The sequence below is a fragment of the Vibrio sp. RW genome (assembly GCF_027587105.1).
GTDB lineage: Bacteria > Pseudomonadota > Gammaproteobacteria > Enterobacterales > Vibrionaceae > Vibrio > Vibrio toranzoniae.
In genome coordinates, this window is record NZ_JAPPTM010000020.1 from 1 (window position 1) to 18,413 (window position 18,413).

The following is an 18,413-nucleotide window of genomic DNA, read 5'->3' on the forward strand; positions in this document are numbered from 1 at the left end:
ACCACCACCAGTATCACCACCGCCAGTATCACCACCACCAGTATCACCACCGCCAGTTTCCGAACCATCACATGATTCACCCGTATAGGTAAAGATGCCATATGGAGGAGTTGCAGCAGGGAAAAACATATCAGACTTAGCGCGGCAAGAATTACGACAAATATTTACAACGTCACTCGTACCCTCTGGAAAAGAAACAGTACCTAACTCGTTACCTTCCATTTTTTCGCATGGATTTTCACAAAGTCCTGTACTTGGATTCATCTCTTTATTTGCAGGACAAGAGCTAGTCGATTCAAAAGTGATCCTATGATAAGAACTAGAAACACGAGAGCCAGAACAGTCAGCGTCTTGGTGAATATTGTAGTTAGCGCGAATGTTGGTACTACTAAGAGCAAAAGAGGTATAACAAATATATTTGCCGGGCCAGTTACCAGAAGTAATGCGCTTAGGTTCGGCTGACTTAGCTAGCGAAAGGAGACCACTACTAGTCCCCACAGTACCTACTGGTACAGTTGAAACTTGAGAACGATAAACGCTAGAAAGTGCAAAAGCGTTAGAAGTGAAAGCAAAGAATAATAGAGCAATAAGACGAAACACAATATATCCCTTATGAAAAAAGGGAGCCGAAGCTCCCAATCAATCAACCTGCTATGACTCCGGTATAAACCCCATAAAGGAATGAGGCGCACATTAAAGAGCCAAGAACAACGGAGACAATCATTACTTACGGAGCCAAGCGACAACCATACCCAAACCAAAACCAAGGGCAGCGATACCAATTACACCAGAAGTGGTAAGACTAACCATAGATTTACCCGCATCGACAGCTGCTGTGATAGCGGTTTCGTTTGCACCTTCAGCGAACGCAGAGCCAGAAGTAAGAGCGACAGAAGCAACAAGAATTTTATTGCTAACCAATTGACGTAGTTTAATCATAATAATTTTCCTAAATGGATTAACGAAAGTGTTTTAATACTCGGCCTAACACATGTCCACCAATGAACGTGATTAAGCTTTGTTGTACGACGAACTCATAAAGAGATTTGTCGAATTCAAGTAATGACCAATCAAATTGACCATCAACCAAGTGCGTTAACTGCTCTTTAGAGACCAAGACATATTCACAAACATCACCAGACGATTGTTGCAAAATCCCATCAATAACAGTCACACAAATAGACATAAATATTACCTATTGATTTTTTGGTGTAATGCTTTGCTTGAATTCGTAAAGCGCTAAGATACCAGCAGCATGCTTAGGGATATTCCCATCCAAAACAGCACGCTTGGTTAGCAACTCTATTCTTTCATCTAGCAAACGCATCACCTCATCAATATCCATCAAATGACCTAAGAATTAGCAGGAATCAAAAACATTTCACGAGCAAACTCAAGACGGCCATGCTTACTAACTGAACACGATTTAGACATCAGAACGTTATACTTCCCTGCCGTATAAAAAGGCTGACCCTCTTGCAAAGGGATTTGAAACTCAACAGGAAATTTACCGCCTAAATCAACATAACCAATTTGACTATAAAAAGTCATAGGCCCATTTTTGGTAGGGACAGTTCGAGGGTCAATGACTTCGTTCTCTTTGAAAATTTCAACTAATAAACCGTTTTTCATTTTTTATTCCTATGCGCTTAATCTAATTACGTTTGAAGTATCAAAACCATGTTGTTTACTTAAGATGCCGATTTCTGGCTCGACGTACCAATCAGGACGCTGATTAGAAAAATCAACCTCTATAACTTGAAGCAAAGGAATTACGTTATCTTTTCCGTTGCCTTGTAAGTTTTGTATCTGAGCCTTACTAAAACCTGCATTTAAAAGCTCTTTTAAGTGGTCATAAAAGGAACTAGTTGATGAGTAAGAAGATTTTACAGATTCGTAACCATCAGCAACCAAAGAGCGATAGAAACGAAAAACCCTATCAGCTTTGGAATAGCTAACATTACCTTTAGGGGTTGTTCTAAAATAAATCTGCTTTAACTTCTTATGTATTTCTTCATCATTAAATATGTTCATTCTTTGTCCCTCCAGAGCTTGCAGTAATGGGGTAAATGCTTTTAACCAAATATCTTGAATTAGTGATTTTCCGTCTTTTTCGTAGTTTTGTTGGTATCTAATTGCTTGTAATAAATTCTTAGGTATTTCCATTGCATCGAGATAACGACGATGAGCACTAGCTTCAAAACGCACAAGGTTCCGAGCAAAGTTGATTAAACGAGGGTTAGACATAACATCTAGAACACGATCATATTCAGTCACACCAGAAGCCTGTAATGCTCTCAATTTAGAAAGTTGATTGTTAAATTCTGGATATTTCAAATAGGCTTTGCGATCACAATGACGTGAATTTTGAGTAAAGTAACAAGTCGTTTCATGTTCATTTCGAACACTTTTTCTCATCTGATTATTCGATACATTTTTAAGGCAATGGATAACTTGCTTTGCCTTATTTTCATTTTCAACACGAGCAGAATAAGTAGCATCAAGGCTATCAAGAGTAGCTTGAGTATGTTCTAGCATGTCCCAAACATCAGGATAGTTAGCAACAAAAGCTGAAAGCATTTCGTCAGAGCCGAGAGCTATAGAAGTAGACCCAAAAACGTTATGGCCTTGGATAATTTTTGCGGGAGACCCCTTTAACTCAATGCAAGGAGCCCTATGTAACGTGCCTTGAAAAATCTTAAAAGCTATACCAGTAAAGTGAGTAGGAAGAGACTCATAAGGGTGACGTAAATCAGCTACTTCATATTTGTTATCTAGCTCCCCACCCTTGTAGTGAACAGACTTAGCTTCGAGACCAATACCACGACGAGAGCATTCAATAATATTAACGTACTCAATACATTCGCCAGTCTTAGAAACACGAGTGTTAGTAACAAATTCACGCTTAAAAGGTATCGATATTTTCAGCATATCTATCATAGAAAAAACCAGTATGTATACAGTTATCAAATAACATTGAAACCAAGCGTATATTGTATACATATTTCATGTCAACAGTTCTATTGTATAGACTAAGCTTTTGTATATGATCGTAGAAGATAAAATAAAAAGTAAAAAAACGTCAGTTATAGAAAATTTTTTAAGGGTAAGTTACTGATGAAAAAGGCATTAATTGAAAATATTAGAATCAAAACCATAGAAGCAGAAGCACTAAAAGAGAGATCCTTTGAGCTAACAATGCAAAAAAAAGATTTTGTTCGAGAACCTGACATAGTTCACTTTTTACTGATGCAGTTTGCCGAAGGTAAGATACAAGTTGAGCTAGATGAGGCAGGAAACTTGAAGCTAAAAGAAAAAGAATAGACCGTTAAATATTCCGAAATTCGGACAAGAGTACACTATTAAAGATAGTGTACTCTCCCTATCGTTCTTCCTCCTACGCTAGCTCCGCTCGTCGTCATCACTCAAGGTCGAGAACAAACGAATAAAGAGATTTGAAAAGGTGGAAGTATGTTATTTTTTAACAAACTGGTATGTCATTGGATAACAAACTCGCTAACGCTCAAACACTGGCGCGCTATGCTTGCGAATACAGGGGTGGTTCAATTTATATTATTCTGCAACCCCCCTGTCCCAGGGCAAGTTTTTCAGCATAATATAATTACCGGTTCATGCTCAATAGACCGATTTTGAGATATTGAACGAGAGGTAACTAGTAGAATGTTCTAAATGCGTATTGTGCAAATTATGTTACGGGTTAACTTCTAACAACGATTTTCCTAACGAGCATCAAAAAGGCCCGACAAGCGGACCTCCTCATTGAGCATGTTAGTCACCCACGTTCTTATTCAGTTAAGCAAAGCAAACCCTCAACATAATTCAAACCCATAATACGCACTTAGGCTAGTTTGATTTTGAGGGGCTTTCTGGGCTCATACAGAGATTCTGAACGTTGTTACTGACAAGGTTTTACGTGCATGTTCCATTGCTTGTTGGTCTGTCTCATATGGCCCATAGATTTTTACGTTGTGGTTTTCATCTTTATCAACGCTTGTAACTGACATGAACCAGTCACCAACCAAGAATATCTCATCAGCAAGTTCATTCACTTCTTGGAAGTTTAAGCCAACAACATTCGACACCATACATTGAACTTGGTCTGTGTCATCTCGATAACCGAGCATTTGTACATAGTTATTGTTGGACTCACTCATGAGCAGCATGTCTTTTAATAACTCTAAGCTGTCGAAGACTTTTTTGTACTGACGCTTGGCTACTACATCATTGGAATATCATCAACGGCTTTATCTACATCGTTGTGTAACCAGTTAATGACTTCTTGGAGTTCATCAGATTTCATGACTTGATCTTCCATTATTTCATCAACCTCACGAGCTTAATGCCGAAGCGTTTTAATTCCAGTCCACCGAAGTTATTCACGGTAAAGCTTGAGCTATCACGTTCGTAGTTCCTGAACACCAATATCTTTTTGAAGAAAAAGTAACACAAGTGCGAATAACTATAACTTTAACCTATTGTTTTAAAGAAACTTGAAATCAGACGTCAACCTAAACCACTGCCTCGACTACGTTGGAGAACGCATAAAATCGGCGAGTTCTATAATAATCTTTTAAATCAGGTGGTTAGATATAACTTTTAATAGTTCAAAGACCTTTGTTTTGTTAAGATATTCTCTAAATCAATAATATAAAAGGCTTAATATGAAAATTAGTACAATCGCCCTATCACTATTCACCATTTTTGGGATGAACACATACACACTTGCTAGTAACAATGAAACCGATTCTAAAGACCTTGGTAATTTTTACGCTGGCATCGATGCCGGATTTTATAATGAAACTGAATTAGAATACCGTGGTAGCGCAATTGAAGATTCATCTGATCTATCAGACTTCAGCTATAACTTAGTTGGTGGCTACGAATTCAATACGCACGATGCTGTCAAACTGGGATTAGAGGCCGAGTACCGCAAAATTGGAAAAGTTAATTATAGCGACATAATGGATGTTGAAGGCCAAGCTTTCTTCGTAAATATTAAACCTAAGTTTATTGTTAAAGGTGACGTATTAGATCTGTATGTGTCTCTATTAGCTGGCGTTGGTTCTATGGATATGGAAGCAAAAGCATTCGGAGTGTCAGGCTCTAAATCTGAAGCGGCTTATCAGGTTGGCGGTGAGCTTGGTGCGATCCTTACAGACAACATCGACATTCATCTTGGTTACCGAAATGCCCGCGTGGAAATAGACTCCGTCGATGTTTCATCTCAAACGGCTTACATCGGTGCAAGGTACCATTTCTAATCTCAATTCAATCGTAAGCTTTATTTCAAATTAAGCCGTTCTTTTCGAGTTCGGCTTTTAAATCTTCAGGTTCCCTACTCGACTTCGATTTTATAGTCGTAACTTGCTCTATGATTAAAGTTACGTTGTATCTTATTAAAAAATCTGAGAAGCTTTAATTAGTTCCACACAGTTAAACAAGCTACTATTTTTGTTTAAACTTTGATCTATCAATCAGTTACATGAATAAACAAGGTGATTAAGCAATCAAATGCAATACATTCTCACTCTTATTGTAATTATAAGTGCTAACATCAGGCAATTTTGTGAGATAGGTGTTTGATATGTTACCTAGGCTTTATAAGTTCAGATCTCTTCACGATAGAAATATACAGTCAATATCTGAGTGCTCGTTGTGGTTTGATTACGCAAAAACTTTTAATAACCCTTTTGAATCTAACCTCGCGCTAAACGAAAACCTTCAAAACGATTTCAAAGTAATGTGCTTTTCTCAATCTAGTGATCACCCAATATTGTGGTCACAGTATGGCGATAATTTCAGGGGTATGTGTATCGAGTATGATCTTAATTATTATAACGGCAAAGCTGACCTTAACTGTTTTAAAGTCCAATATGAAGATGACATCACCGTTTTTAATTCACCTCCCAAAGATGATAAAACGACTAAGGTAGGTACCGAATTATTTAAAATCAAACATTCAAATTGGCGTTTCGAGCAAGAATATCGATGGGTATTGCCTGATGAAGAGATCGTTGGGCATAAATTATATCTGAATAGAGAGTGCTTGAGGTCAGTGATTCTTTCAGAACACGCCCCTGTTGATAGAAAGCTGAAAGTCCTAATGACTTGTCAAGAGCTAGGCATTCCCGTTAAACATGCGAGTGCTAAGCAAGACTCATTTACTTTTCAAGTGGTTAGCGAAGCTTAAATCGTTAACAAAAAACATATTATTAAAAGTTACACTGCAACAAAAAAAGAGTCACATTAAATGTGACTCTCTCTATTTCTACATATCTGTGGTCAGTTTGCCAGGAACTTTACGTTGTATTTGCCCTATCGTCTCAGCCGCCATTTGTACTGTAGAGAACCAATACGACCGATGTTTGGCGTTAAATAAATTACTATTATCTAACGATTCATACACAGAGAATTTTCTACCTTGAGCCAGTGCTGCACCACAAACGGTTCGTTCAAGAGTTGGAATATCATTCACTTCCTCAAGAAGTGCGTGCTTTATGTATTGGTTGTCCGGGCTCCAATCAATAAATTCGACAAGTTTTTTAAGTAACTTGAGTTCCAATGGCTTGACCATTGCTTCAAGAAACTGTGTATTGGGTAGAACTTCAGTACAAGCGTAATATTCATCATGCCTATCACTTGCATCTCGGTAATCCAGCATGGTTTTCACCAGTGCATCTTCAAACGTTGAAGAAAAGTGGTTACAAATTAAGAATAAAGGCAAAACTCGTATCACACCAAGCAGGATACCAACATTAGGATCTTTTACAGAGGTTTCTTGAAGTCTAAGCCGCGTAACGTTTGAAGTTACGACTAGGTGTTGCCAAACCTTAGGAACAATATGTTTAATGTTGCCATCATTCCACTTAATCAGTTGCTGGCTCATTAACAAAGGAAACAATAAACGACAATTTTCTATTCCTATCTGCCGAACTGCAACTTTAGGATCAAGAATGACTTTAGATTTCTTTCCATACTTCTCGGCAAACTCTTGATTGGAAACAAATTCGATTAAACTTGAACTCAATGACCTACTTTTAGCTGATATTTCATGGAGTTTAGCAAAGTTTAAAGATGGCGAATAAGCAACGCTAGCAAGCTGATTGTAATCTGGTAATTCTGAAAACAACGAACTTATTAAGGTGCTTTGGAGCTTATCAAGCATTAGATCCGAGGCTGCATTGCTAACATCATCAATAACGTATCGTAGTGTTTGTTGCTTCGCGACGACTTTCTCGCGATGTGCATTCACTCTGTCTTGTTCGCAACGTAATAAAATACGTTGGTTATGTGAAATACGGTCGGCTTCATCAAAAATGACACTATCACAATATCTATTTTCTAAACTCAGCAGCGTATCAACCGTAGATTGTTCTAGTTTATATTGTGGCGATATTAACCATTTGGTAAAACGAGCCTCGACGTTCATCGAGACTTTCCTAGAGATTTCTATGACTTCAGGGGAATAACTTTTATTTACTAACAACAACCGTGACTTTCCTTTGCCCTAAGATTTATTTTCTGGCATATCTTGCCTTGATAACAAAACGAATATTAATAGAAATTAGATATTGGTTCACGAAATTGTTTCAATAAATTTACAGAATTTTAGTTATAGTGCTCTAGGTTATCAATCCGTGATATGAAGGCGGATATACTTTTCAGGAAAACTGTATTTGAACTTTTTCTTTTTCGGTAAATGCTTTTTAGCCTGTTTGCAAACTTTGCTATCACCCGATGTCCTCACCTTTTTGATTCTTGTGTATCCCTTCGAGTGCTTCATCTCGATCATTAGGTCACAATAGCCATACATATCAGTATTGCTCTTGTTTAGCCCTTTAATGACGCTAGCTTTGATCTTTTTTGCTACAGGATTAATCAGTGAATCATCGGAAAATGCGGTCGGAGGTAAAAAACACAATAAGAATACTAAATATCTCATACTGTTCTCTCTAGTGGAAGTTAAGAACAGTATGCTAATAGTTAAGATAGGTTGAGAATTAACTTAGTATGACAGTTTACTAGGTAAGGCGTAGTTCTCGACAATTACGCCCTCTTTGAACCTTTAGATTTAAATCCATTGTGCGGGAATACGTTGCGAATGCGCTGCTGAACGCTTTTAGGTACATCTTTAGTGAACTTGAGATTATAACCAGAGCGTTTGGCATATACTTTAAGTTCTCCCTTGAAGAGATTTTTATGACCAATTTCTTCAAGGTTGTGTTTAAAACTGGGTGAAAGATGACCTTTAACTTGTTCGATCGCCCCATTGTTAAATTTGATTTTTAATACTGGCCTATCAATTGCGACCAACCAAAAAACCAATATTGCACCAATTAAGATTACGTACATCATAATGTCACCACTACAGTTGATGATTATTTATCGTCAGAAAGGAGTTTACTCAGGTCTTCTTTAAGACTGGTTACTGTCTTACTCGCTTGTTCACTACGAGATGCTTCACTGACTAAGTACTCGATGGCATCAGATAGCGTGCAACCAAGCTCGTTAGCTCGTTGGGAAAGTTTCTCCCATACACGATAATCAAGGTCGATCGACTTTTTCTTCGTGTGAACTTGTTCTGCGTTGAAGTGACGCTTTCGCTTGGCTCTGATCGCTTGTTTAAGCTTGTTATCGAGCTCTGGAGAGATATTATTAGATATCCACTCAAGAACACCTGTGGGTTGGTGTTCGAGCTTCAATAAGGCTTGTACAGCAACCTCAGCTTCACTTGAATCAATATGGCAGGTGATCACTTCACCTTCTTTCCATTTTTTGACCAGATAGTTCCATTTCCAACCACATTCTAGATTTTCAAGTTGCTGATATTTCATGTCTAATCTCGAGAGTTAATCCTAGTGACAGCGTAACCCATAATGGGCTGTTTAACAATTATTGTCTTGTAAGAATAGACCAAGATAATACTTATTTTGGCATAGTGAACTGTAACTACAACATAGAGCTACAAGCGAGATCGGTTTTTCTATATAATCCCTACCTCATTATCGTAATCAGAAAATTAAATGACTCAAGTAGATTGGCGACATGTTACGCCTCAGTACGACGAATATAACGCTCAATTAGAGCAATTCCCTGACATCTCGCCTTTCCCGTTTTCAAACATTCAACATAGATTTAGAGACGCCTTAACCCGTTTTACTCGCTTATCTAACCTTTCGCGTGTTTTACTTGTAAACGCTCCAGACAATTCTATCTATCGTCAGATGATTGTCGAATCTTTAGTTACTGCTTTAGATGATCAAACACAGCCTGTAATAAAAACTGAATCGTTAAATGCTATTTCTTTGTTTAACCAGGTTCAATCAAAAGACGGTAAAGTTGTTGCGACAAAACCCGGCTTACTGGCTAGAGCAAACAACGGCTACCTGATCGTTTCAGCAAACTTGATCTTGGCAAACCCGGGAAGCTGGCTATTGTTAAAGTCTGCGCTCCTTGGTGATGCGGTAGAACCAATCAGTAGTAACCCTGAACACTTAAACCAATCTCCGGTTTTACCTCTCACTTATGACATTAAGCTGATTGTTGTTGGAGACAGATCTCAATTAGGGGACCTTGATTATCTAGATAGTGATATTCAAACCGGTTTTTGCCTATTCAGTGAAATTGAACAAGACATCAAGCTTTCACACGACACTTTGACTCAATATCTTGGTTATCTAAAATGGCTTCAGCAACGTTATAGCTTGCCAACAATTACGCAACAGGCGCTAATTGGAATTCTTAGCGCTGGCGCCAGGGAGACCGAAGATCAAAGCTATATTCCGTTGTGCCCTATTTGGCACAACGCATTGCTGAACGAAGCTGTGATTGAAGCTAATAACGGAGAAATTGACCTTCACCATGTTCAACAAGCTCAGCAACACAAGTACAACCGTGAATCATATCTGCCTGAGCGTGCTCTTGATGATATTCGAGATGGCCAAGTCATTATCGAAACAAAGGGTGAACAAGTAGGTCAAGTTAATGGTCTGACTGTTATTGATGTACCGGGACACCCTATATCGTATGGTGAACCTGCACGTATTTCATGTGTCATTCATTTTGGTGATGGTGATATTGCCGATGTTGAGCGTAAAGCCGAACTTGGTGGTAACCTTCATGCGAAAGGCATGATGATCATGCAAGCGTTTTTGAGCAGTTCGCTCAACTTAGAAGATCCCCTGCCATATGCAGCTTCCGTGGTATTTGAACAGTCGTATTGCGAAGTCGACGGAGATAGCGCTTCTCTAGCTGAGTTATGCTCGTTAGTAAGTGCGCTTTCTGAGTACCCTATTAACCAGCAAATAGCGGTTACAGGCGCTGTTGACCAATTCGGTCGCGTACAAGCGGTAGGCGGTCTAAACGAAAAAATTGAAGGCTTCTATCATGTGTGTAAACACAATGGCTTAACTGGCGAACAAGGCGTGATCCTTCCAAGATCTAACTTAAGGCATCTGGCTCTGAAACCTGATCTCATTGAAAGCATCAAAAATGAAGAATTCCATATTTGGTCTGTGTCTAATGTAGATGAAGCTATTCCTCTGATTATGAACAAACCATTTAGAGACGATGAACAAGAAAACGTACTGAGCAAAATAGCAGAACGTATTGAAAACTTTGAAAGACATGAACACCGTATTGGAATTGTTGGACGCATTAAAAACTGGTTTGTCTAGTACTGATCGGACTTGTTTAGCGTACACCTGTTCACTAATATGCACCTATCAAAAATCGGAGTAATTGATAATGCAAAACAAACGTGATTCTTACACTCGCGAAGATCTTCTAGCATCAAGCCAGGGCGAACTATGGCCAGAAGGTCCTCAACTACCAGCACCGAACATGTTGATGATGGATCGCATCACAAAAATGTCTGAGACTGAAGGTGATTTCGGTAAAGGGTTGATTCTTGCTGAGCTGGATATTACTCCTGACCTATGGTTCTTTGACTGTCACTTCCCTGGCGATCCAGTAATGCCTGGTTGCCTAGGCCTTGACGCAATGTGGCAGCTTGTTGGGTTCTACCTTGGTTGGGTTGGCGGCAAAGGTAAAGGCCGTGCTCTAGGTGTTGGCGAAGTGAAATTCACAGGTCAAATTCTACCTACAGCGAAAAAAGTCACTTATGAGATCCACATGAAACGCGTTGTTAACCGCCGCTTGGTGATGGGTCTTGCTGATGGTCGCGTACTTGTTGATGGTAAAGAGATCTATGTTGCTAAAGATTTGAAAGTTGGCCTTTTCCAAGATACGTCAGCATTCTAATCGAATCGTTAAAGTTATAATAAAGTGGTCGCTGACCGCTTTATTTTTACCTCAATAAGTTTAGTTATAGTGCATTAAAATATGCTGAGAACTTATTAAACCTATATATGTCCACCAGCTATAGTAAGACTCTAGATAACGCGCTCAGAGTTACTAGCCCGCCTCTAGTATCTGTATCATTTTAAATATCTCTTTCAGAAACTAACAAAGCCCCAGCTGTTGTAGTTAACAACAGGCAATGGAGCCTTGATTTTGGAATACGTTACGCCCTATCTACTTATAGAGACCTGAATGCTTATCATCTTTAGCATCTCGCCAGCCACCTAACCAATACGATCTAGAATCCATTTGGCTGTATGGGCAAGCTTCTTGCGACCTACCATTCAAACCAGCCTTGTAGCCTTGAGATTGTGCTCGTTCTAGTCGATCTCGCTTCTGTCTCTTCATCGTGCAGTCCTCATACGGGTGTTGATTTACTAACATATAATGATTACAACTTTGAGGAGTTTTTGTAACTCCAACTTTAAGAATCGATCAATTTTTCACTTTTCTCAAGGCGAAAAAAAGCCCGAGTTCAGAATTGTGAACTCGGGCTCATGAGGTGAAATTATTTAAATTTTCTACGGAACCCTAACAGAGCAAACACAGTCAAAGTTAACCAGCCTAGGCTACCACCTTGGCGATCTACTTTCTCTGAGTCGGCACTACGAGTTTGAATATCATCTTTAGTAGCACCAGCTATTGGAACCAGTTTAACCGCAACAACTTCTTCTACTGCGTTAGATGCAGCGCCACCACAATAAGAGTTATGAGATGTTGTATCATACGCTTGAACTTTACCACCAACGGTACATTTGATAGCTGTTGCTGAAATCACACCTGCATCATTAATGTCAGTTGCGTCAATAATTCGGAACTGGTTGTTACTTCCAGAAACGTTACCATCATTGGTTAGATCATCTAACCACCAAGCTTGGCCGTTAAAGATGTCTACACGACGCTCATCTTTCGAGGAATCGACATTGTACGGGTAGATAAAACCACGATGCCTACGCTCACTACCATCAACCTCACGAGTCGTTTCTGCGTCAATCTGACCCACAAACTCATTGAAGTTGTTCACAGCTTTAGCTTCACCACTTGAGCCACCGAAGAAGATACCACCAGAAAGATATGTTGCAGTAGGAGTAGATGCAGACGCATCTGTCACAACGAACATCTTGTTACCTGCGCTACCACTCTCTGGTACATAGCCGTTACGCTTCGAGTAACCAACAGCGAACAAACTATCGTTAATATCGGTCGCTACTGAGTTACTGTACTTATAGTCATCAGATGAGTTCGAGTTAACCGCTGCACCACTAATCGATTTAGTTACCCATGTGTTACTGCTATCAGACAAGTCCAGAGATTTACTGATAAAAACCGCCGCATCCATATCTTGTAGGTCACCACTACCATCTGTAGTGTTATAACCTACACCATAAAAAACGGAATTTGACTCTGCGATAGAACGCATACTACCTTGAGCAAAGAAGTCACCCGTTTTCGCTGGAAAAGCAGAGTTGTTATCCCAATCGATTAGTTTAGTCGTCGTACCATCCCAAATCGCAGCTTTAGAACTAAATACTTTATCGGGTTTAGAGGTATCTGTCGTACCACGGTCTTCGGAAACACTACCTACATTATAAACGGTACCATTGCTCGCTTTAATTGCTCGCCACGCACGAGTTTCCGAAGAACCAACTGGAGCTACCGAATCAGTATGAAGGGCAGTATTACGGATACCGCCTTCTGATTTAACACCCAAAGGTTCAACTTCTGTCGCAGATTGAGCATACAGTGAGTTAATGACCGTGTTTCGGCTTGTAAATGTATCCCCACCTTCAACAAAAGCCTTTGCATTCACATAAGTAAGATCTGTCCGCTCTTTGCTCCAAGCGTTCCAATGATCTGTAGCCCAAGCTTCACATGTTGAATATCTTAATTCACGGTTACAGTAGTTTTCAAAGTCATCGAACTCTTGAAGGTATTGGAACGCAGCGTCCATAGCGAAAGGGACTTCTTCGCGATAACTGATGCCTTCGACAGTATCTCGTGTCTCGCCAGCCAGTTTAAATGTACTGTCCTCACAGTTAGTCGCTGCAGAGTCAAAACATCCTAATGCAAGGTCGTTCGTTCCATCGGTAGCAGCACCAGGTTGAATCGCAACACCAAAGATCTCAGACGCACCTGTAATCGGAGGAGTGACTTCAACTACCTTGTAAAGCGCAGCGTTGGCGTTAGTTGCGGCAAAAACCAATGCTGCAACTGATGTTAATTTAAATTTAGTACAAGTCATTATTACTTCTTAACTTTCCTGTTGTAGTGCCTCGAGCTCTTCCCAGCGCTCAAAAGCAACTTCAAGCTCCTGCTCTGCTGCAGATAGCTTATCTAATACTGGTTGTGTCTGCTCTACAGATTTTGAAAAGAAGCTTGGATCGTTGACTTCTTCCTGAAGAGTTTCAATTTGAGTTTCCAATTCTTCTAAACGCATTGGTAACGCTTCGAGTTCTCGTTGTAGCTTATACGATAACTTCTTAGGTTTAGCCTTAACTGGGGCAGTTTTGGGAGTTTCCTCAACTACTTTCTCAGGCTTTGATGGCTTTTCAACCTGTCGGTACTCTAATGCCTGCTTTCTTTGCTGCTGAGCATCGTGGTAGCCACCAACAAATTCTTCAATCACGCCGTTACCTTCAAAGATCCAACTTGTCATCACTGTGTTATCTACAAATTGACGATCGTGGCTTACTAAAAGAAGCGTACCCTGATAGTTGGCAAGCAAATCTTCTAAAAGTTCCAAAGTTTCGATATCTAGATCATTGGTTGGCTCATCGAGAATCAACAAGTTGTTCGACTTAAGGAAAATACGCGCCAATAACAGACGGTTTTTCTCACCACCAGATAGCGCTTTAACAGGAGTACGAGCACGTTTAGGAGAGAATAAGAAATCTTGTAAATAGCTCAGTGCATGGCGCTCACGGCCACCGACTGTCACTTCTTGCTTGCCATCCGCTAAGTTATCGATAACTGACTTCTCCGGGTCTAGGATTTCACGGTATTGGTCGAAGTAAGCCACTTCAAGTTTAGTACCGCAGTGCAAGCGACCAGAATCAGGTTTAAGTTGGTCAAGAAGCAACTTAAGTACCGTACTCTTACCACAACCATTCGGGCCAATCAGAGCAATACGATCGCCACGCATAATGTTGAAGTTGAAGTCCTTAACAATTTCTTTGCCTTCAAAGCCAAAGTTAAGATTTTCGGCTTCGAATACAATCTTGCCTGAGCGTTGACTATCATCAATCTGGATAACCGCTTTACCCTGCACTTCACGACGATTGATGCGTTCTTCTCGCAGCTTCTTCAGTGCACGTACACGGCCTTCGTTACGAGTTCGACGAGCTTTGATCCCCTGACGAATCCAAACTTCTTCTTGAGCAAGCTTTTTATCGAATTCAGCATTCTGCATTTCTTCAACACGCAACGCTTCTTCTTTCTCTAATAGGTAGTTTTCATAATCGCCAGGAAACGAGCTCAGTTTGCCGCGATCAAGGTCGACGATGCGTGTTGCCATCGACTTAATGAACGCACGGTCATGCGAAATAAAGATGATTGAGCCACGGAAGTCTTTCAGGAAGCCTTCTAACCATTCAATAGTCGCGACATCCAAGTGGTTAGTCGGTTCATCTAGAAGTAGAACGTCTGGGTCACACACAAGTGCACGAGCAAGGGCCGCTTTACGTTGCCAGCCACCAGACAAATCGGTCAGTTTTGTCTCAGCAGTTAGATTAAGCGCCGCCATTACGTTACTTACTCGATCTTCGAAACGCCATGCGTTGGCATGATCCAACTGCTCTTGAACACGAGTAAGACGGTTTAGGTTCTTTTCACTCGGATCAGTACCGATGAGATCCAAAAGATCATGGTAGATCTTCAACTGTTCACCGATTTCCGCTAGGCCACCAGCAACGTAATCATAAACGGTACCTTGCTCATTACGCGGTGGATCTTGTTCCAGACGAGACACAACCACATCTTGCGTGATTTGCATCTTGCCGTCGTCCATGATGATGTTCCCAGATAGGATTTTCATCAATGTCGACTTACCCGCGCCATTGCGCCCTACTAAACACACACGTTCGTTTTCTTGCAACGCAAAATCCGCACGATCTAATAACGGGTGATCGCCAAACGCTAATTGCCCGTTATGAATTGTAAGTAATGCCATTCTTTTTTAACCAATCATTAAGTTCTAACAAGCCAAATGGCCAGTTAAGCTCTGAGCTTTGAGTACAATCAGAGCTTTCAAATTTGAGTACCGGAATAGTGACCCCGTAACGGGAAAATAGCTCATCATCAAATGCTATGTCGACAACATTGACGTGATGGCTAATGTTTAACTGTTCCGTGAGTTGGAATGCCATCTCACATAGATGGCACCCTTCTGTACTGTAGAGAGTCAGCACTCTATATCCTTATACAATCTCTTTGATTACTTGTGTGTAATCAACCAGCAGTTATGAATGTGCTTATTGCGAGAGAAGTCCAATGGAAGTGTTTTAGCTGAAATATTCTGAGCTTTAAGACCTAACTCCTCTAGAGCTTCCACGTCCATTTTAAAGTGACGTTTGTTGTTAGAGAACACTATCGTGCCTTCTTCACGAAGAAGACGTTTAAGGTTTTCCATCAACTGAATGTGATCACGCTGAACATCAAAAGATTGATCCATACGCTTTGAGTTCGAGAATGTTGGTGGATCAATAAAGATCAGATCGTAAGAACCCTGCTCTTTAGCCAGCCATTGTAGACAGTCAGCTTGAACGAACTGATGTTGACGACCAACACGTCCGTTAAGCTCCATGTTCTGTTTTGCCCACTCTAGATAGGTATTAGACATATCTACTGTTGTTGTAGAACGTGCGCCGCCCACAGCAGCATGAACAGATGCACTACCTGTGTAAGCAAACAAGTTTAGGAAATCTTTACCTGCGGCCATCTCACCAATACGACGACGAGTGATCTTATGATCTAGGAATAAGCCCGTATCTAGGTAATCGTGAAGATTAACAATCAACTTAACGCCGTATTCATTCACTTCTAGGTTCGATGAGTCTTGAGCCATTTTTTGATATTGAGAACGACCTTTCTGTTTCTGACGCACTTTAAGCACAACGTTGTTCGCTTCAACGCCAGTCACTTGAATAGCTGCACGGATGATATCGGTTAGACGACGTTTTGCTTTATCTTCTGGTACGTCTTTAGGAGCTGCGTATTCTTGAATCACTAGGTGACCTGGATATACGTCAATCGCTACATTGTATTCTGGTAAATCCGCATCATAGATACGGTAACAATCTAATTGCTCTTTCTTAGCCCACTTGCCTATTTTACCGATATTCTTTTTAAGACGGTTCGCAAAATCAGGCGCAATCAATTGTTCTTGCTCGCCTGTCGGACGCTCTGACATCGGACGATCTGAGATTGAGTAATTTTTTTGGTGACACGGTAACGCACCGTTGTTCAATTTGAACTGTTTGTCTGCACGCATGCGTAAGCAGCTAAGTAGTTCGTCTGAACTAGAGAAGATAGACGCGTTACAACCGCCAAATTCCGCTTTAAGCTGTGCACCGAATGCCGTGTAAAGTGCAATTAGGCCCGGCTCTGTACCTAAACGCTCACCATAAGGTGGGTTTGATACAATCACACCATCGTTAAATTCTGTAGGGCGTTTAAGTTTTGCTGCATCACCTACTTCGAATTCAATCAACTCTTCAACACCGGCACGACGAGCATTGTCGCGCGCTGTTTTGATCATGCGTTCATCATTGTCGTAGCCATAGAACTTACATTCCACTTTCTTAACACCACGACGGCCTTGAACATTCGCTTCAGCTTTCACTTCAGCCCATAGCTCTGGTTCAAAATCTTCTAGTGATTCAAAACACCACTTCTGACGTTTAACACCTGGAGCCATGTTTGCAGCCATCATCGCCGCTTCAATCACTAACGTGCCTGAACCACACATAGGGTCAAGGAAAGGTTTCGTTGCATCCCAACCACTACGAAGAAGAATCGCTGCAGCAAGAGTTTCACGCAATGGTGCTCGACCTGATTCAGGACGGTAACCACGTTGGTGAAGACCGCTACCTACCATATCAACACCAAGAATCGCTTTATCGCGGTGTAGACGAACGTGAATACGAACGTCTGGGTTCTCTTTGCTGATTGAAGGACGTGGCAAAGACTTTTTCTCGAAGCAATCGACAACGGCATCTTTTACTTTCATCGCACCGTATTGGCTGTTGCGGATTTCGTTGTTCGTACCATTGAAGTCAACAACAAAACGCTTAGAGCTGTGAAATTGATTTACCCAGTTAACCGCAGTGGTTGATAGGTACAAATCCATGTCGTCCATACAAGTGAATTCAGAAAGGACACGTACAAATCGAGAAGCCAGACGGCTCCATAAACAACAACGATAAATTTGCTCATTGGTCGCTTTGAATTTAACACCTGCTTGAACAGGTTTTGCGTTTGTAATCCCTAGTTGGGTTAGTTCTTCAACTAATAAATTCTCAAGGCCGTTTGAGGTAACCGCTAGATATTGATTCATAGTGTTCTTTTATTGATAAAAATTAGCTCGATTATACCTGAATTTGCTACTAGAGCATCACACTAAACTCGGATTTTCATTGAATCTTTCAACTAACTGGCTAGCAAATGCACAGTGTTGAAGCGATCGCTTACCCACACCCCCTGAGGACACAAGACCTATCAAACCAACTCCATTTCTGACCATCTATTAACCAAAGTAGTGACGTGAATTTATATTCACCTTAAAATTGGTATATACCAGAAAGGATTTATGGATGAAATTGAGTTACAAAAGACTTAAAACAAGGAATAAAGGCAGGCAATTTCCACTTCTAGTAGTGGAAATAGGCAGAAATTAAGGTGAAAAAATAGCCATAAGTTCACTATTTATATGATTGGGAGGTGATGTATTTATCAAGATGAGATTTTTTAGGCACAAAAAAATCGGCTATTAAGCCGATTATGAGGAAGGTTTCTGTGAGTTTTGTCTAGTGAGG

General features: G+C 40.4%; 21 protein-coding genes. 5 read left to right on the forward strand and 16 right to left on the reverse strand.

What is annotated here, in order from left to right; all coding sequences use genetic code 11:
• The 6 genes from OCT63_RS15935 to OCT63_RS15960 form a co-directional block, all read right to left on the reverse strand.
• Positions 1–600, reverse strand: a 600-nt coding sequence (locus tag OCT63_RS15935) for a hypothetical protein (RefSeq protein WP_269984049.1), incomplete at its 3' end; no start/stop codon positions are given.
• Positions 601–723: 123 nt separating this feature from the next.
• Entirely contained in the window at positions 724–939 is a 216-nt protein-coding gene (locus tag OCT63_RS15940) for a hypothetical protein (protein ID WP_061033428.1), read from the reverse strand.
• Positions 940–958: 19 nt separating this feature from the next.
• The gene (locus tag OCT63_RS15945) at positions 959–1,186 is read right to left on the reverse strand and encodes a hypothetical protein (protein ID WP_061033427.1); all 228 of its coding nucleotides are present in this window, start codon (positions 1,184–1,186) and stop codon (positions 959–961) included.
• A gap of 9 nt (positions 1,187–1,195) precedes the next feature.
• Positions 1,196–1,345, reverse strand: coding sequence for a hypothetical protein (locus OCT63_RS15950; protein ID WP_269984050.1), 150 nt, complete (start codon positions 1,343–1,345; stop codon positions 1,196–1,198).
• Positions 1,346–1,353: 8 nt separating this feature from the next.
• Positions 1,354–1,632: a single-stranded DNA-binding protein gene (locus OCT63_RS15955; RefSeq protein WP_269984051.1), complete on the reverse strand. Its 279-nt coding sequence runs from the start codon at positions 1,630–1,632 to the stop codon at positions 1,354–1,356.
• 9 nt (positions 1,633–1,641) lie between these two features.
• Positions 1,642–2,940: a phage/plasmid replication protein, II/X family gene (locus tag OCT63_RS15960; RefSeq protein ID WP_269984052.1), complete on the reverse strand. Its 1,299-nt coding sequence runs from the start codon at positions 2,938–2,940 to the stop codon at positions 1,642–1,644.
• Positions 2,941–3,117: 177 nt separating this feature from the next.
• Between OCT63_RS15960 and OCT63_RS15965 the strand changes: the two genes are divergently transcribed.
• A complete protein-coding gene (locus tag OCT63_RS15965) occupies positions 3,118–3,324 on the forward strand; it encodes a hypothetical protein (protein ID WP_269984053.1) in 207 nt (68 codons plus the stop codon).
• Positions 3,325–3,893: 569 nt separating this feature from the next.
• On the opposite strand, the gene OCT63_RS15970 is transcribed toward OCT63_RS15965, so the two are convergent.
• Positions 3,894–4,175: a hypothetical protein gene (locus OCT63_RS15970; protein WP_269984054.1), complete on the reverse strand. Its 282-nt coding sequence runs from the start codon at positions 4,173–4,175 to the stop codon at positions 3,894–3,896.
• A gap of 507 nt (positions 4,176–4,682) precedes the next feature.
• Between OCT63_RS15970 and OCT63_RS15975 the strand changes: the two genes are divergently transcribed.
• Together OCT63_RS15975 and OCT63_RS15980 are read left to right on the forward strand one after the other, a co-directional pair.
• Positions 4,683–5,282, forward strand: a complete 600-nt coding sequence (locus tag OCT63_RS15975) for an outer membrane beta-barrel protein (protein WP_060467649.1) — start codon at positions 4,683–4,685, stop codon at positions 5,280–5,282.
• 323 nt (positions 5,283–5,605) lie between these two features.
• Positions 5,606–6,211: a DUF2971 domain-containing protein gene (locus OCT63_RS15980; protein ID WP_060467648.1), complete on the forward strand. Its 606-nt coding sequence runs from the start codon at positions 5,606–5,608 to the stop codon at positions 6,209–6,211.
• Between the two features lie 78 nt (positions 6,212–6,289).
• Here OCT63_RS15980 and OCT63_RS15985 read toward each other — a convergent pair whose 3' ends face one another.
• From OCT63_RS15985 to matP, 4 genes are all read right to left on the reverse strand, one after another.
• A complete protein-coding gene (locus OCT63_RS15985) occupies positions 6,290–7,510 on the reverse strand; it encodes a hypothetical protein (RefSeq protein ID WP_060467647.1) in 1,221 nt (406 codons plus the stop codon).
• Between the two features lie 141 nt (positions 7,511–7,651).
• Positions 7,652–7,963, reverse strand: a complete 312-nt coding sequence (locus OCT63_RS15990) for a hypothetical protein (protein WP_060467646.1) — start codon at positions 7,961–7,963, stop codon at positions 7,652–7,654.
• 104 nt (positions 7,964–8,067) lie between these two features.
• Positions 8,068–8,376 carry a DUF3634 family protein gene (locus OCT63_RS15995; RefSeq protein WP_060467645.1) on the reverse strand — a complete coding sequence of 103 codons (309 nt, stop codon included), beginning with the start codon at positions 8,374–8,376 and terminating at the stop codon, positions 8,068–8,070.
• Positions 8,377–8,399: 23 nt separating this feature from the next.
• Complete coding sequence (matP, locus tag OCT63_RS16000; RefSeq protein ID WP_046224320.1) at positions 8,400–8,855, reverse strand: macrodomain Ter protein MatP; 456 nt, start codon at positions 8,853–8,855, stop codon at positions 8,400–8,402.
• Between the two features lie 189 nt (positions 8,856–9,044).
• Here matP and OCT63_RS16005 point away from each other — a divergent pair, with 189 nt between their 5' ends.
• Positions 9,045–10,697, forward strand: coding sequence for an AAA family ATPase (locus OCT63_RS16005; RefSeq protein WP_060467644.1), 1,653 nt, complete (start codon positions 9,045–9,047; stop codon positions 10,695–10,697).
• A gap of 70 nt (positions 10,698–10,767) precedes the next feature.
• Positions 10,768–11,283, forward strand: a complete 516-nt coding sequence (fabA, locus tag OCT63_RS16010) for a bifunctional 3-hydroxydecanoyl-ACP dehydratase/trans-2-decenoyl-ACP isomerase (RefSeq protein ID WP_010440782.1) — start codon at positions 10,768–10,770, stop codon at positions 11,281–11,283.
• A 273-nt stretch (positions 11,284–11,556) separates the two neighbouring features.
• Here fabA and rmf read toward each other — a convergent pair whose 3' ends face one another.
• From rmf to rlmKL, 5 genes are all read right to left on the reverse strand, one after another.
• Positions 11,557–11,730: a ribosome modulation factor gene (rmf, locus tag OCT63_RS16015; protein ID WP_017057234.1), complete on the reverse strand. Its 174-nt coding sequence runs from the start codon at positions 11,728–11,730 to the stop codon at positions 11,557–11,559.
• Positions 11,731–11,890: 160 nt separating this feature from the next.
• Entirely contained in the window at positions 11,891–13,624 is a 1,734-nt protein-coding gene (locus tag OCT63_RS16020; protein ID WP_269984055.1) for a DUF3466 family protein, read from the reverse strand.
• Between the two features lie 9 nt (positions 13,625–13,633).
• Positions 13,634–15,550, reverse strand: coding sequence for an ABC transporter ATP-binding protein (locus OCT63_RS16025; protein WP_060467642.1), 1,917 nt, complete (start codon positions 15,548–15,550; stop codon positions 13,634–13,636).
• Positions 15,528–15,788, reverse strand: coding sequence for a glutaredoxin family protein (locus tag OCT63_RS16030; RefSeq protein WP_082082779.1), 261 nt, complete (start codon positions 15,786–15,788; stop codon positions 15,528–15,530). Before OCT63_RS16030 ends, OCT63_RS16025 begins: the two co-directional genes overlap by 23 nt.
• Positions 15,789–15,814: 26 nt before the next feature.
• Entirely contained in the window at positions 15,815–17,935 is a 2,121-nt protein-coding gene (gene rlmKL / locus OCT63_RS16035; RefSeq protein WP_046224325.1) for a bifunctional 23S rRNA (guanine(2069)-N(7))-methyltransferase RlmK/23S rRNA (guanine(2445)-N(2))-methyltransferase RlmL, read from the reverse strand.
• Positions 17,936–18,413 lie beyond the last annotated feature (478 nt).